Annotated in this window: 14 protein-coding genes and 4 tRNA genes; 2 read left to right on the forward strand and 16 right to left on the reverse strand. The window is 38.9% G+C overall.

Annotation, left to right across the window (positions count from 1 at the left end):
* Positions 1–222 precede the first annotated feature (222 nt).
* The 10 genes from rplL to ACFIMU_RS00825 all read right to left on the reverse strand — a co-directional run bounded on the left by rplL (position 223) and on the right by ACFIMU_RS00825 (position 5,489).
* Positions 223–594 (reverse strand): 50S ribosomal protein L7/L12, encoded by a 372-nt coding sequence (gene rplL / locus ACFIMU_RS00780; RefSeq protein ID WP_012755028.1) that lies wholly within the window; start codon positions 592–594, stop codon positions 223–225.
* 101 nt (positions 595–695) lie between these two features.
* Complete coding sequence (gene rplJ / locus ACFIMU_RS00785) at positions 696–1,214, reverse strand: 50S ribosomal protein L10 (RefSeq protein WP_375607229.1); 519 nt, start codon at positions 1,212–1,214, stop codon at positions 696–698.
* Between the two features lie 354 nt (positions 1,215–1,568).
* Positions 1,569–2,273, reverse strand: a complete 705-nt coding sequence (gene rplA / locus ACFIMU_RS00790) for a 50S ribosomal protein L1 (RefSeq protein ID WP_375607230.1) — start codon at positions 2,271–2,273, stop codon at positions 1,569–1,571.
* A 4-nt stretch (positions 2,274–2,277) separates the two neighbouring features.
* Positions 2,278–2,706 (reverse strand): 50S ribosomal protein L11, encoded by a 429-nt coding sequence (gene rplK, locus ACFIMU_RS00795; RefSeq protein WP_273723157.1) that lies wholly within the window; start codon positions 2,704–2,706, stop codon positions 2,278–2,280.
* 150 nt (positions 2,707–2,856) lie between these two features.
* Positions 2,857–3,387: a transcription termination/antitermination protein NusG gene (gene nusG, locus ACFIMU_RS00800; RefSeq protein WP_273790740.1), complete on the reverse strand. Its 531-nt coding sequence runs from the start codon at positions 3,385–3,387 to the stop codon at positions 2,857–2,859.
* A gap of 20 nt (positions 3,388–3,407) precedes the next feature.
* The gene (secE, locus tag ACFIMU_RS00805; protein WP_273790652.1) at positions 3,408–3,620 is read right to left on the reverse strand and encodes a preprotein translocase subunit SecE; all 213 of its coding nucleotides are present in this window, start codon (positions 3,618–3,620) and stop codon (positions 3,408–3,410) included.
* Positions 3,621–3,820: 200 nt separating this feature from the next.
* Positions 3,821–3,896, reverse strand: a tRNA-Trp gene (locus ACFIMU_RS00810).
* A 47-nt stretch (positions 3,897–3,943) separates the two neighbouring features.
* Positions 3,944–5,119, reverse strand: a complete 1,176-nt coding sequence (gene tuf, locus ACFIMU_RS00815; protein WP_012755022.1) for an elongation factor Tu — start codon at positions 5,117–5,119, stop codon at positions 3,944–3,946.
* Between the two features lie 181 nt (positions 5,120–5,300).
* Positions 5,301–5,374, reverse strand: a tRNA-Gly gene (locus ACFIMU_RS00820).
* A 31-nt stretch (positions 5,375–5,405) separates the two neighbouring features.
* Positions 5,406–5,489 (reverse strand) — tRNA-Tyr (locus tag ACFIMU_RS00825).
* A 205-nt stretch (positions 5,490–5,694) separates the two neighbouring features.
* Between ACFIMU_RS00825 and ACFIMU_RS00830 the strand changes: the two genes are divergently transcribed.
* On the forward strand, positions 5,695–6,525 hold the full coding sequence (locus ACFIMU_RS00830) for a TrmH family RNA methyltransferase (protein WP_375614374.1): 831 nt from the start codon (positions 5,695–5,697) through the stop codon (positions 6,523–6,525).
* On the opposite strand, the gene ACFIMU_RS00835 is transcribed toward ACFIMU_RS00830, so the two are convergent.
* The 6 genes from ACFIMU_RS00835 to ACFIMU_RS00860 form a co-directional block, all read right to left on the reverse strand.
* On the reverse strand, positions 6,522–7,253 hold the full coding sequence (locus tag ACFIMU_RS00835) for a rhomboid family intramembrane serine protease (protein WP_375696739.1): 732 nt from the start codon (positions 7,251–7,253) through the stop codon (positions 6,522–6,524). The two genes, ACFIMU_RS00830 and ACFIMU_RS00835, sit on opposite strands and share 4 nt — an antisense overlap.
* An 872-nt stretch (positions 7,254–8,125) precedes the next feature.
* Entirely contained in the window at positions 8,126–8,551 is a 426-nt protein-coding gene (locus tag ACFIMU_RS00840) for a DUF2155 domain-containing protein (RefSeq protein WP_375606465.1), read from the reverse strand.
* A gap of 91 nt (positions 8,552–8,642) precedes the next feature.
* Positions 8,643–9,041 carry an NADH:ubiquinone oxidoreductase subunit NDUFA12 gene (locus ACFIMU_RS00845; RefSeq protein WP_375606235.1) on the reverse strand — a complete coding sequence of 133 codons (399 nt, stop codon included), beginning with the start codon at positions 9,039–9,041 and terminating at the stop codon, positions 8,643–8,645.
* Between the two features lie 181 nt (positions 9,042–9,222).
* Positions 9,223–10,722, reverse strand: a complete 1,500-nt coding sequence (gene gatB, locus ACFIMU_RS00850) for an Asp-tRNA(Asn)/Glu-tRNA(Gln) amidotransferase subunit GatB (protein WP_375606236.1) — start codon at positions 10,720–10,722, stop codon at positions 9,223–9,225.
* A gap of 127 nt (positions 10,723–10,849) precedes the next feature.
* Positions 10,850–12,277, reverse strand: a complete 1,428-nt coding sequence (gene tig / locus ACFIMU_RS00855) for a trigger factor (protein ID WP_375695777.1) — start codon at positions 12,275–12,277, stop codon at positions 10,850–10,852.
* Between the two features lie 134 nt (positions 12,278–12,411).
* A tRNA-Leu gene (locus ACFIMU_RS00860) sits at positions 12,412–12,494 on the reverse strand.
* 133 nt (positions 12,495–12,627) lie between these two features.
* On the opposite strand from ACFIMU_RS00860, the gene trmFO reads away from it, so the two are divergent.
* A complete protein-coding gene (gene trmFO, locus ACFIMU_RS00865; RefSeq protein ID WP_375687330.1) occupies positions 12,628–14,040 on the forward strand; it encodes a methylenetetrahydrofolate--tRNA-(uracil(54)-C(5))-methyltransferase (FADH(2)-oxidizing) TrmFO in 1,413 nt (470 codons plus the stop codon).
* The last annotated feature ends 121 nt before the right edge of the window (positions 14,041–14,161 follow it).

The raw sequence follows: 14,161 nt of genomic DNA on the forward strand, positions 1-14,161 counted from the left end.
ATGCAGACCAGTTCACTTGACACTCATAATGAGCATCATTAACTTTCCCCACCAACATAAGCCATTTATCTCTTTGACTCTATGATGAAGGGGGAAGTAATCAAAACCTATCCCATTCATGTTACGAAACCATTGGGAAAAGGTTTTTTACTCATTATTTTCCCTCTTTGTATTAAGAGAAAGAAAATCGGCGAACATAAATGTTCGCCGATAAAATTAAATTTACTTAAGTTCAACTTTAGCACCAGCAGCTTCAAGTTGAGATTTAATTTTCTCTGCCTCTTCTTTAGAAGCACCTTCTTTAATAGGCTTGGGTGCTCCTTCAACCAGATCTTTAGCTTCTTTAAGACCAAGTCCAGTAAGGGCACGAACTTCTTTAATAACATTAATTTTTTGTGCGCCACCTTCAACAAGAATAACATCAAATTCTGTTTTTTCTTCAGCAGCTGGAGCAGCAGCACCAGCAACAGCAGCGACAGCTACAGGAGCAGCAGCCGAAACCCCCCACTTTTCTTCAAGTAACTTAGAAAGCTCAGCAGCTTCCAAAAGGGTTAGATTAGAAAGGTCTTCTACGATCTTCTCTAGATCAGCCATTTTTAAATTCCTTCAATTAAAAGATTTGAACCATTATTAAAACTTATCCAAAAAAACAGAAAAGCATTAAAGCTTTTCCATAAACATGAATACAAACAGCCTTAAGCCGCCTTATCCTCCTGAGCATATGCTCCAATGACACGCGCAACCTGACCAGCAGGGGCATTAACAACCTGTGCAATACGGGTCGCAGGGGTAGAAATCATACCCACAAGTTTTGCACGCAACTCGTTTAATGAAGGCAATGAAGCCAATGACTTCACAGCATCTACACTTAAACTTGTTGCACCCATTGAACCACCAAGGATGACAAATTTGTCATTGCTTTTCGCAAAATCAACAGCAACTTTTGGTGCTGTGATTGGATCTTCTGAATAAGCAATAAGTGTTTGTCCGGTAAACAAACCCACTATCGATTCAGATTCCGTGCCCTGAAGAGCGATTTTAGCAAGACGGTTTTTGGCGACCTTAACGGCACCGCCAGCTTCACCCATTTTCGAACGCAGATCATTCATCTGTGAAACTGTCAGACCGGAATAATGTGCAACAACAACAGAACCAGACTTCCGAAAAGCCTCGTTAAGCCATGTAACAAATTCGCGTTTTTCCGCTCTATTCACTGTCTCTCTCCATTTAACAGATTTGCTTAGAACAAACCTGTTGGTTACCTTTGATAACATAAAATACTTCATGTCACCGATGAGGATCCTGTCCCCTTTTTCACGCACAGCGTTCAAAGGCAACCTTGGCTCAAACCCTTTAAGTCTTTTAACTCTCAGTTTTTACCCCAGTCTCATGCAGGCTTTTTTGATTAAGATACTTAAAAGTATCACCTACAATCTCGGACAGGATATTCCGGAATTTCTTCCGGTACAACCTAAGCTCTATAAAGCTTAGATAGCTAGCTGATCAAAACCAGCATTTAAAATACAATTTTGATGTTCACATACCCCAAAACAAAATTATAAATCAGCTTATACTGTCTCTGAACGAACTGTTGCTGGATCAACTTTAACACCAATCCCCATAGTCGAAGAAACAGCAACGCGCTTAATATACTCACCTTTTGCACCTTGCGGCTTAGCTTTAATAACTGCACTTGCAAAGGCTTTTATATTTTCTACGATTTTTTCAACACCAAAAGAAGCCTTACCAATACCAGCATGCACAATACCGGCTTTTTCAACACGAAACTCAACAGCACCACCCTTAGATGCTTTGACAGCACCAGCAACATCAAGTGTTACAGTACCAACTTTGGGATTGGGCATCAAACTCCGTGGACCAAGAATCTTACCAAGACGACCAACAAGAGGCATCATGTCTGGTGTTGCAATACAACGATCAAAATCTATAGTCCCTCTATTAACGCTTTCAAATAAATCTTCGGCACCCACAATATCAGCTCCTGCCGCCTTAGCTTCCTCAGCCTTATCCCCACGAGCAAAAACGGCAACACGAATATTTCTTCCTGTTCCATTAGGCAAATGAGCAACACCTCGAACCATTTGATCAGCATGACGAGGATCAACACCCAAATTCATTGAAATTTCGATTGTTTCATCAAATTTAGCAACGGCACGCTCCTTAACCATTAAAACAGCATCTTTTAAAGCGTAAAGTTCACTAAAATCGATATCTTTTCGGATATTTTTTATTCTCTTTGCTACTTTTGCCATAATACTAGCCCACCACTTCCAAACCCATCGAGCGAGCAGAACCTTCAACCATACGCATCGCTGCCTCAATGTCATTTGCATTAAGATCTTTCATCTTTGATTCCGCAATCGAACGAATTTTATCGCGAGAAATGCTTCCTACAGACACTTTACCAGGCTCTTTTGAGCCAGATTTCAGGTTTGCTTCCTTCTTTAAAAAGAATGATACAGGAGGCGTCTTGAGAGAAAATGTGAAAGATTTATCTTGGTAATACGTAATAACAACTGGAATCGGTGCCCCCTTTTCCATTTCTTGTGTCGCTGCATTAAACGCCTTACAAAATTCCATGATATTAATACCACGCTGCCCAAGAGCTGGACCAATCGGTGGAGATGGAGTAGCAGCTCCTGCAGGGACCTGCAACTTAAGCTGACCTATACTTTTTTTTGCCATAACAATCTGCCTTTAATTTCACTGGTATACTGACAATTCATCTTGCCCGTCACCCGCTTGCAGTCACGTGGTTCGGATCATTAAGCCGACAAAAGCTATAAATCACCTCCCACTCCTTTCTTAAAGTAATAAAAACTACTCTAAGTTTAATCAGAGTTTTTCAACCTGACCAAATTCCAAATCAACAGGCGTAGGACGCCCAAAAATAAGCACTTCAACCTTAAGACGAGAGCGCTCTTCTTCAACCTCTTGAACAATTCCATTAAACGAAACAAAAGGACCATCAGCAACGCGAACTTGCTCTCCAACCTCAAACAATACAGAAGACTTTGGAGACTCAACCCTTTCCTGAACTTGTTTGAGAATTTGCTCAACCTCTCGATCAGAAATGGGAACAGGACGCGCATCCGATCCTAAAAAACCTGTCACTTTAGGCGTATTCTTAATAAGATGATAAACTTCATCTGTTAACTCAGCACGAACAAGAACATAACCAGGAAAAAATTTTCGCTCAGTATCAACTTTGCGTCCACGACGAACCTCTACAACACGCTCTGTTGGAACAAAAATCTTTTCAAAAAGATGATCAAGTCCCTTCTGCTTTGCCTCCTTATCAATAGCTTCCGCTACTTTCTTTTCAAAATTTGAATATGCCTGAACAATATACCAACGAGCTGCCACAGTCACACTTCCTTACATTCTCAACTAAAAAGATATTTCAGAAGATCAATAACCCGCCAAACACCAAAATGCATAACCTGATCCACAATAAAAAAGAAAGCTGAAGCCAATGCAGTTACCAACAAAACCATAATAGTAGAAATAACCGTCTCACGACGTGTAGGCCATTTCACTTTAATCGTTTCTGCATAAACCTGCTTCAAAAAGGTAATCGGATTGGTTTTAGATGCCATCGTCACACTATACTCTCTCTAGTCCTATTGTGTTTTATAGAACAAAATAAACAGAAAAAAAATGCAAAAGCCAACTTTCAGACTTATGCAATTTCCTTACTTTCTATTCAATACCGTTTCACACACAAAAAAACAAGCCCCATATCAAAAAAAGCGAAAAAGGCAGCAAAATCCACTCCCTTATATGTAAAATCCCCCTTTGGCAGGGGCAGCAGGACTTGAACCCGCGACCTGCGGTTTTGGAGACCGCCGCTCTACCAACTGAGCTATACCCCTAACTCTCAAAATTAAAATACTTTTAACACCCCTTTAACAAGCATTATTTATTCAATGATCTTAGAGACGATACCGGCACCAACAGTACGACCACCTTCACGAATAGCAAAACGAAGTTTTTCCTCCATCGCTATTGGAACGATCAACGAAACATCCATGGCAACATTATCACCGGGCATAACCATTTCTGTACCTTCTGGAAGCGTAACAATACCTGTAACATCCGTCGTACGGAAGTAAAACTGTGGACGATAATTCGTGAAAAATGGCGTATGACGTCCACCTTCATCTTTTGTCAAAATGTAAGCTTCTGCTTTAAACCGTGTATGAGGTGTAACGGATCCTGGCTTCGCCAATACTTGACCACGCTCAATCCCTTCACGGTCAACACCACGTAGCAGAGCTCCTATATTATCACCCGCTTGACCTTGATCCAAAAGCTTGCGGAACATTTCAACGCCTGTAACCGTCGTCTTAGAAGTTGGACGAATACCGATAATCTCGATTTCCTCTCCAACTTTGATAACACCACGCTCAACACGACCCGTAACAACGGTTCCACGACCCGAAATCGAAAACACATCCTCTATCGGCATCAAAAATGGTTGATCAACAGGACGCTCAGGGGTTGGAATATAATTATCAACTTCACTCATTAAAAGACGAACAGCATCTTCACCAATGCTTTTATCCTTATCCTCAAGAGCTGCCAACGCAGAACCCTTAACAATTGGTATATCATCGCCTGGGAAATCATATTTGGATAAAAGTTCCCGAACTTCAAGCTCTACAAGCTCCAAAAGTTCTGCATCATCAACCTGATCAACTTTATTAAGAAAAACAACAATTGCTGGAACACCAACCTGACGTGCAAGCAAAATATGCTCACGTGTCTGAGGCATTGGGCCATCCGCTGCTGAAACAACCAAAATAGCACCATCCATCTGTGCTGCCCCTGTGATCATGTTTTTCACATAATCAGCGTGTCCTGGACAATCAACGTGCGCATAGTGACGATTTTCCGTTTCATACTCAACATGTGCTGTAGAAATAGTAATTCCACGTGCACGTTCCTCTGGCGCAGCGTCAATTTGGTCATAAGCTTTAAATTCACCAAAATATTTCGTAATCGCTGCTGTCAACGAAGTCTTCCCATGATCAACGTGACCAATCGTACCAATATTAACATGCGGTTTTGTTCGTTCAAACTTGCTCTTCGCCATTGCTATTAATCTCTTGTTTTATTCCCTATTTTTATTAGCACCTAGGGACAGTTCTGCAAAACTTAAGTCTGACCAGACTGTAAACAGCCCAATCACCACAACTCTTAGACGGAAAACCCCACAAAATCTATAAATGGAATATCCTCCATCATACCTATTTGCCCAATCATCAACAACCATTTGGAGCGGGTAGCGGGAATCGAACCCGCATATTCAGCTTGGAAGGCTGCTGCTCTACCATTGAGCTATACCCGCATGACCCACGTACTAACTCTCCTTCGATGAATGGTGGAGGGGGTTGGATTCGAACCAACGTAGCATACGCAACGGATTTACAGTCCGCCCCCTTTAACCACTCGGGCACCCCTCCATTACACCGATAAAGTCGCGCAATGAGACATCACGACAACCATCTTGAATACCCATTCAATTCAATCTGATTGCGAAGTGGTTATGACGATTACTATTGTATCTGTCAACAGAATAAATACAATTCTGTACAAATTTCCTGCTCATAATTTTAAATCATAGATTTTTTCTCTCTATTTTTCTTATTAACACGTTATAAAGAAGCTATGAAAGAAAAAACATCACAAAATTCTCATTATGCTCGTTTGCGTCGCCGATATCGCGATACAAAAGGCTCTCCTTCTCGATCTTTTACACACCCAAAGAAGAAAGCTGCTTCTTTACAGAAAGAGATCATCCATCTTTATGGCATTCATTCTGTTCAGGCTGCTTTAGAAAACCCAAAAAGAATTTTAAAATGTCTTTACGTTACACAAAATGCCTTAAAACGATTAAATATATCCGAATCAGATTATCCTTGCTCTGTTACATTATGCACGCCCAAATATCTTGATTCGCTTGTTGGAAGTGAAGCAGTTCATCAAGGTGTTGTGTTGGAAACTCTCCCCCTCAAACCATGCAAACTGTCGGAACTAACCAATACTGATCTGGTCATTGTCATGGATCAAATTACCGATCCACATAATGTTGGCGCTATTATGCGCTCTGCAGTCGCATTGAAAGCTAAAGCACTTATTACAACTTGCCGTCACTCTCCCCACGAAAGCGGTGTTCTTGCGAAAGCAGCATCTGGAGCTCTGGAAATGATTCATTATATTACCGTACGAAACCTTGCTGAAGCTCTTCAAGAACTTCATCAAACAGGTTTCACAAGCTTTGGTCTCGATTCAGAAGGTGAACAACCTCTAGAAACAGCATTAAAAGGAAATAAAATTGCTCTTGTTTTAGGAGCAGAAGGTAAAGGCTTGCGTAAAAAAACACGCGAAACCGTTTGCGCTTTAACACGCCTTGATATGCCTGGACATATTAAATCATTAAATGTTTCAAATGCAGCAACAATAGCTCTTTATGTGGCACATCAATATCTTAGATTCTAGTTTTTAATTTTTTGTGAAACATCAAAAAAACCAACCAACAAAAAACCCGCAAGAAATCCGCCAATATGAGCTTCCCATGCTATTGAGATGCCATTTTCTTCAAACAAAATAGAAGAAATACCTATGATAAAATCAGTCGTCAGCCATACACTCATATAAACAAGACCCCCCTTAGAACACAGAGCTTTTTTGACAGACAATAAAGGTCCCAAAAGTTTTTCGTTCTGCGCATTGACAGCTAGATTACCACTAGGAAAACCGTAACGTGCAATAGCACCCATCATTCCAGATACGGCACCTGACGCCCCAATAAGTGATATGGTACTTTCTTGATGAAATGTAAAATAAGTCAAAACAGAAATAACTGCCGTTAACACCCAAAAAATTAAAAAACGTAAAACACCAAAATGCCTTGCTAAAGGAGAGCCGAAAACCAAAAGCCAAACCATATTAAGAGCAACATGTTTAAAACTACTATGCATAAATGAATAACTTACCATGGTATAACAAAATGCTACAGGATGCCTCTTAAACAATGCTGGTATAAATGAAAAAAACTCAAGGCTTTCAACATAAACATGATGAGAAAAAAAATACTGAGAAATGCAATAAAGACAAAAACAAAATGCTATCAAAACAACTATAATAAATGGAACATTCAATAAGGGTTCTTTAGGTTGTTTCGGCAATCGGGAAACATCATTATGTTGGTGACTAGAAACTTTCATTGTATAAAATCTCGTATTTTTTAGAAAATGGGTTATTCTTTATACAAAATAAATATACCATTCCCAGTGATGCAGAATCTTCTCAACGCCTCCGAAGCCCCTTTTTAAATTTTCAATAGCTCTACATGAAAACACGTGTATTTTATACAAAAGATTTTAAAAAGTATGGATATCAAGAATATGATTTACAAACTTAGTGGTATCCTGCTTACTTAAATGTGAAATTACCATGCAATATACAAGAACTTACGAATAGACAAACTCACTTATGAGGTGGTGTATAATAAAAATATATAAACATTCTTTTCTTACTAGAAATATATTGATTATTGCATTTCTTAAACAAGCTATACCTCGATTGATAAACTTTAAAGAATCTTAAATCTCAATTTTTCCATTAATATGGCCTGCATTGCTTCTACGCTTTGAACGAAAAACGACATCTCTATGAGAAAAAATACCAATACAGCGTTCTCTAGATATAATAATTGGTGTTTCATGATGAATTACTTACTTGATAGTCTGTTTCCCTCATACATGCAAAAGCGTCAGTTCATCTCTTTAACAAATATAAACAAGCCTTTCATTTCAACCTTTAACAGATATAATTCAAGAACTATCTCTTATGAAACACTGAAAAAATATGTTGATTCTAATGATGCATCTTTGAATTTAAACAGTTCATGACGGAATTTTTTATTCCTTTCTCAGACAGTCTTATTGACACATCCGCCACTTGTAACGCGCAAGAGAATAGTTTGGATTATTTAATATAAAAAATTAAATGAGGTAATCATAGGAATTTGCTATTAAGTTGTAAAATGATAAAGGACTATTATAAATCAATGTATTATAAATAGATAACACACTAATTATTGAAGAGAACGATCTTGAGAATTCTGCTTGCAATCCTTTAACCACACATCATAAATAGGATGCTCAACAGCGTTCAAACCAGGACTATCTGCAAACATCCATCCTGTAAAAATACGCCGTATTTTTTTATCTAATGTTACTTCATTGACTTCAACAAAACCAGTTGTACGCGTGGGTTCATCTTTAGAACTCGTATAACATGCACGTGGTGTTACCTGTAATGCGCCGTACTGATAAATTTTACCAAGAGTAACTTCAAAACGTGTGGTCCGTCCCGTGATTTTGTCAAGACCTGCAAAAACAGCAATTCCATTGCTAATACGCTCAGCCCGCACTCCATTATTTAAGGATAAAAACACTAAAATTCCCATAAAAAAAATATATATAAAATGCCTCACCCCTAACAATAAAAAAAATCTCATCATATCAAAATCAATCGCACCTTAAAAAATAATTCTTTTCATAACATAGAGTCAAATAAGACAAAAATACACACGTACATTAAAAAACATGTTATTTTTTAGGTGACCAAGCATCATAATCTTCATGCACACAAGAATGCTCTCCATTGAAAGTGATAGCCCCCTTTGGTCGATAGCCCTCACTTGTTCCTGTCATATTTGCAACATGAGGCTTTTCCCATTCATAAGGATGATAATCCTCTTGTGTTGGTGGACACTCACAGCGATGATGAATCCAGCCGTGCCAACCTGGTGGAATAGTAGAGGCCTCAGAATAGTCTTTATAGATAACCCAACGATGCGGATAACCATCCTTATGAAGTCCTCCTTCATAATATATATTTCCAAACTGATCTTCCCCTATCCGCTTACCTTTGCGCCATGTGAAAAAACGCGTACCAATGGTATTGCCATTCCACCATGTGAAGATTTGTTTTAAAAAACGAGCCATCTGCTATTCCATTCATTTAGTGCGCTCATGAAATTAATCGTTTGAATAAAATTATTAACGATTGAAATTATCGAAAAAGTTACTAGTAAATTCAACTACAATTCCAATTGATAGGTTAACGTGCTATCCTTTAATTTCAAGAAGATATCATATGTATGGCTTCTTCTCCACCCCATAAAATTTAATCTATGCCAAGTTTCATCTTAACCAATTCATTAACAGCTTGGGGATTTGCCTTACCACCTGTTGCTTTCATTACCTGTCCAACAAACCAACTAGCTAAAGCAGGTTTGTGCTTTGCTTGCGCAACTTTATCAGAATTATTGGCAACGATCTCATCAACAGCTCTTTCAATAGCCATTGTATCCGTTACCTGCTTCATATTTCGCTCTTCTACAATTTGGCGTGCATCTCCCCCCTCATTCCAAATAATCTCAAAAAGATCTTTGGCAATTTTTCCAGAAATAACTCCTTCTTTTATAAGATCAATAATGCTTCCTAATTGATTTGGCGATACTGGTGACTCTTCAATCTCACGATTATCTTTATTTAAAGCCCCTAAAAGGTCGTTAATCACCCAATTGGCAACTATTTTTCCATCACGCCCACGCGCTACTTCTTCAAAATAATCAGCAATAGCCTTTTCTGTCACAAGAATGGAAGCATCATACACTGTCAATCCCATTTCCTTAACAAAACGTGCTTTTATAGCGTCAGGTAACTCTGGTAAGTCTGCTGCCAAAGCATCCACAAATGCTTGATCAAATTCTAATGGTAAAAGATCAGGATCAGGAAAATAACGATAGTCATGCGCTTCTTCCTTTGAGCGCATAGAGCGCGTTTCACCTTTAGCGGCATCAAAAAGCCGAGTCTCTTGATCTATGACGCCTCCATCTTCTAAAATTGCGATCTGACGACGCGCTTCATACTCAATTGCTTGGCCAATAAAGCGAATAGAATTAACATTTTTGATTTCACAACGCGTTCCAAACTTTTCACCAGGACGACGAACGGATACATTGACATCCGCACGCATAGAACCTTCATCCATATTACCATCGCAGGTGCCCAAATAACGAACAATTGTACGCAATTTTGTCATATAGGCTTTGGCTTCATCTGATGAGCGCATATCAGGCTTGGAAACAATTTCCATAAGAGCAACACCAGAACGATTAAGATCCACAAAAGACATCGTTGGATGTTGGTCGTGCATCGATTTTCCAGCATCCTGTTCAAGATGCAACCTCTCAATTCCCACTTCTATATCCTCAAATTGGCCATTCGAATCTGGACCAACAGATATGATAATCTTCCCCTCTCCTACAATGGGATAGTGAAACTGAGAAATCTGATATCCCTGCGGTAAATCTGGATAAAAATAATTTTTGCGATCAAAAACAGATTTTAAATTAATACGTGCCTTTAATCCTAACCCCGTTCGAATCGCTTGACGAACACACTCTTGATTAAGAACAGGCAACATACCTGGCATAGCTGCATCAATAAGGGATACATGATTGTTTGGCTCTGCTCCAAATTTGGTGGATGCTCCTGAAAAAAGTTTCGAATTTGATATGATTTGCGCATGAACCTCCATGCCAATTATGACTTCCCAATCACCTGTAACTCCAGAAATAAAACGCTTAGAATCAGGAATACGCGTATCAATGATGCTCATTGCCAATCCATTACCAATATTTAAAATTCACTCATGGCTTATCTAAAACTATTCTCAGTGCAATCCTAGGATATAAATCTTACAACACAAGCCCGATTTTATCGGGCTTGTGTTGTTTGCATAAATATTAAGCTTTTTTAGGAGCCTTTTTCTTAACTGATGTTTTCTCTTCGGACTTTTCCTTCACTGCAGATTTTTTCTTTGCTGGCTTTTTTTCAATAACATCTGATTCGTCATATTCTTTCATCAACTCTTCAACCGTCACTTCTTTATCTATGACTTTTATCTGTGCCAATAAATGATCAATGACCTTTTCTTCAAAAATCGGAGCACGCAGATTTTCAACAGCTTCTGGCGTCTTACGGAAAAAATCCATAATTTCTTTCTCTTGTCCAGGATACTGGCGAACCTGATCAAAAACAGCTGCCTTTAGCTCATCCTCACTAACTTTAACACCAACCTTTACTCCAATTTCAGAAAGCACTAAACCAAGTCGAACACGACGCTGTGCAAGGACACGATATTCCTCCCTTGCCTTTTCTTCTGTAATACCTTCATCTTCAAAACTGCGCCCAGCCTTTTTCAAATCATCATTAACCTGAGCCCATATATTGCTAAACTCAATTTCTAAAAGCTCTTCAGGAATCTCAAAATTATAATCAGCATCTAAAGCATCAAGAATTTGACGCTTAATTTTTTGACGTGTCATTGAACCATATTGGCTTTCAATCTGTTCACGAATGACCTCACGTAAACGATCTAGAGATTCTAAACCAACTTTTTGCGCTGCTTCATCATCAACTTTTAATTCATCTGGTTTAAAAACAGCTTTAACAGTAATATCAAACTCTGCTTCTCTTCCCGCCAAATGTGCCGCACTGTAATTATCAGGAAATTTAACAGAAATCGTTTTTGCATCCCCAGCCTTCACACCGACCAATTGCTCTTCAAAGCCAGGAATAAATTGTTTTGACCCAAGAATCAGTTGTGAATCACTATCTGTCCCACCTTCAAATGGAACGCCTTCAAGCTTACCTTGATAATCTATGGTAATACGATCACCTTCTTCAGAAGCCCCCTCTTTTAGGGAATAATTACGTGTAGAAGAAAGGACGCGTTTGACTTGATCATCAATCTCCTGTTCAGGGATAGTTGCAATTTCACGGATAACTTCAATATGTTTAAAATCTTTAATGTCAATTTTTGGTAAAACTTCATACTTTAAACTAAAAGTAAAATCAGCCTTGCCATCTAGAATTTTTTCATCTTCATCTATGTCGATTTTTGGCTGCATCGCTGCACGTTCATTACGGTCCGCTAAAATAGAACGAGGCGCCTCACTGAGTATCTCATTGAGAATCTCCGCCATAAAGGATTTACCATACATTTTTCGCAAATGCCCACTAGGCACTTTACCCGGACGAAAACCATTAAGCTTGATTTTTCCCTTGGTATCATCCAACCGTTCATTCAACTTTTCTTCTAAATCTTTCGCTGGAACCACGATCTTAATTTCGCGCTTCAGTCCTTCATTAAGCGTCTCGGTAACCTGCATTAAACACCTTCATTTTTCTAAGGAGAGGGATATGCCCACTCTAATAATCATTACATTCTAACACTTCGAGTGTTACATTACCATGAAGCGGAATTCCAGACACGTAGAAATCCGTAGCACTTAAGGGATTGCTTTGGTGCGGATGGAGGGACTCGAACCCCCACGGTCTCCCGCCAGAACCTAAATCTGGTGCGTCTACCAATTTCGCCACATCCGCCAAACTGACAAGCTAATAACCTTATACAAGCGGCGTCTCTATACCATTAATTACAGAAAAAAAGCAAACAAATATATTAAAAAAAACAAAATCTACGCTTTTCATACACGGTTGCTTACGCTAAAAGTCGATTATGTTAAAAACATTTGATACTCCAATCCATATCATAGGTGGCGGCCTTGCAGGGTGTGAAGCAAGCTGGCAAATCGCTCAGTCAGGAATTTCTGTTATTTTGCATGAAATGCGACCCCTAAAAAAATCAGATGCCCATAAAACCGATCATTTAGCAGAACTAGTTTGTTCAAATTCATTTCGTTGCGATGATTCATCAACAAATGCCGTAGGACTTCTCCATGCTGAAATGCGATTAGCAAAATCATTAATTATGAAAGCTGCTGATACCAATAAAGTCCCTGCAGGGAGTGCTCTTGCCGTTGACCGTGATGGATTTTCAAAAACCGTCACAACAGCACTAGAAAACCACCCTCTTATAACAATCAAACGTGAAGAAGTTCAAAAAATTCCTAAAGCTTGGAAACATGTTATCATCGCAACAGGTCCCCTTACCTCATCTGCACTTGCTCAAGAATTACAAGCAATCACCGGAACAGAATCGCTCTCTTTTTTTGATGCTATTGCACCTATTATCCATACCGATAGTATTGATATGAATATTTGTTGGTATCAATCTCGCTATGATAAAATTGGTCCTGAAGGAACAGGAAAAGATTACCTTAATTGTCCCTTAAATAAAGAACAGTATGAAACATTCGTTCAAGCGTTAAAAAATGCCGACAAAACAGAGTTTCGTGACTTTGAAAAAACACCCTATTTTGATGGGTGCCTACCCATTGAAATTATGGCTGAACGCGGACTTGAAACTTTAAGACATGGACCTATGAAACCTATGGGCTTAACCAATGCCCATAACCCTACAGTTAAACCTTATGCTGTTGTTCAATTACGCCAAGATAATAAACTTGGAACGCTTTATAATATGGTCGGCTTTCAAACAAAACTGAAATATGGTGAACAAATTCGCATTTTTAGAACGATTCCCGGTCTTGAAAAAGCAGAGTTTGCGCGTCTTGGTGGTCTTCACCGCAATACCTACCTCAACTCGCCAATCATTCTTGATCAAACCCTTCGTTTAAAACAAAAAAAACGACTACGCTTTGCAGGGCAAATTACCGGATGTGAAGGTTATGTAGAATCAGCGGCAATAGGGCTTCTTGCTGGACGTTTTGCTGCTGCCGAATATCATCATAACTGTCCTTGCCTACCCCCACAAACTACAGCATTCGGAGCCCTATTGAATCATATTACAGGGGGACACATCATAGATGAAAAAGTAGAAACACAATCTTTTCAGCCAATGAATATCAATTTCGGACTCTTTCCCCCTATTGCTTCTATTAAACATTCAGGAAAACGCTTGCCAAGTAAAGAAAAAAAATTAGTAAAAAAACAAGCCATAACAGCGAGAGCTCTCAATGATTGTACTCAATGGTTAGCAGATAAAGAATCAAAGAGCTTCTGTTTATAAAAAACATACGATTCGCCTCTCACCTACTGAATAGATCTTTATGACTCTCGTGAAAAAATCATTCTAAAGCCTTTTAAAGACTGTCTCCCCCAATCAATAAATACTACCCTACGTTTCATCA

The organism is Bartonella sp. AC70YNML (assembly GCF_042196545.1).
GTDB lineage: Bacteria > Pseudomonadota > Alphaproteobacteria > Rhizobiales > Rhizobiaceae > Bartonella.